The following is a 1,531-nucleotide window of genomic DNA, read 5'->3' as shown; positions in this document are numbered from 1 at the left end:
GAGGGAGAGGGGGGGAGGGGGAGAGGGGGAGAGGGGGAGAGGGGGAGAGGGGGAGATTGGGGGAGAGGTTTCGGATGCTTGTGATTCGTCGGAGGGTGGGGGGGAGATTTGGGGGAGGGAGATCGCCTTTCCCTCCAGTAGCTGCCCTCGTGCGGTTTGCAGGTTTTGGGCGATCGACCAACCCTCGGACTGCAACCGTTCTAAAGTCAAGTCCTTTGAGTCGATCAAATCTCTGAGGGGTTCGGCGACTTTCCCAAAATCCGGCAATTGCAGCATTCCAGCCAAGCCGGAGAGTTGGTAGTAAACCTGGTTGAGGACGGTCACGCTTTTTGCCAAATCTGCCTCGGAAGCTTGGGAAAGCTCGGTTTCTAGGCGATTGAAGACTGGTGGCAATTCGTGTTCAAAAATCAGTTTCAGGGTTTCCGGGGCTGCCGATCGGCTGGCTGCGGGGACTGGTGGCAGTTCCGCCTTGCCGTACTTGGCCTCGAACTGGGTGTAAATTTGGGCGATCGCCTCCAAATTTTCCGTTTGATCCGGAGTGCTGACATCCGAGTACCCGATTGCTTCGGTCGCAATCTTTTTGAGAGTATCCACCCCTTGCAGCAAAACAGTTACAGTGGCCGGTTCCAGGGCCGACAAGTCCGTGCGATCGCGCAAAATGACAAAACACTCCTCCAGCGTGTGAGCCGCCGCCGACACGGTGTGAAATCCCAACATCGAACCCGTACCTTTAATCGAGTGAGCCGCCCGAAACATTTCTTTAACTGCCGCTTCTCGCTCTTTCAACCCGGCGGCTTCCATCGCCAACAAGTTTGTCTCCATCGATTGGAGAAACTCTTGGGTTTCTGCGGTGAAAGCATCTATTAATTCGTTTAAATCATCATTATTCATATGAATTATTAGTCATTGGTCATTAGTCATTGGTCATTAGTCACTTCTTAGATGATGTCCGGTGAATTAACCGTAATTGCTGTAGGGGCGGGTTCACCAACCATCTTTAACTCTCACAAACAATCTATATAAACCCGCCCCACCCCAAATAATCTCAGAAACCGGGTTTCTTCCTAAATTTATAGTAATCAACCCAAATTTTTCGGAGAAACTTGTTTTCTTGGCTCAACTAATCTCAGAAACCGGGTTTCTTCGTGAATTTATAGTAATCAACCCAAATTTTTCCGATAAACCCGGTTTCTTGGCTCAACGACAGAAATGCGATCGCACTTTTTGCGTTAGGAGGGGGCGGGTTTATGTAGATTGTCGGTGAGAATTTAAGATTTTTGGTGAACCCGCCCCTACTGAAACTTTCTCAGAAACCTGTTTTCTTGGCTCAACGACAGAAATGCGATCGCACTTTTTGCATTGGGTGGGGGCGGGTTTATGCCGATTGTCAGTGGGAATTAAAGATTATTTGTGAACCCGCCCCTAGGGAATTGTAGTATTTAACCGGATTTGATATGACTAATGACTAATGACTAATGACTAATGACTAATGACTAATGACTAATGACTAATGACTAATGACTAATGACTA

1 protein-coding gene is annotated in these 1,531 nt (G+C 48.5%); it reads right to left on the bottom strand.

Translation table 11 applies throughout. The annotated features are described in order from the left end of the window. A partial coding sequence (locus tag QUB70_RS32460; RefSeq protein ID WP_332985916.1) for an Hpt domain-containing protein occupies positions 1–891 on the bottom strand: 891 nt, incomplete at its 3' end. Positions 892–1,531: the final 640 nt, after the last annotated feature.

The organism is Microcoleus sp. A003_D6 (assembly GCF_036702825.1).
Lineage (GTDB): Bacteria > Cyanobacteriota > Cyanobacteriia > Cyanobacteriales > Microcoleaceae > Microcoleus.
This window is presented reverse-complemented; position numbering and strand designations above follow the sequence as displayed.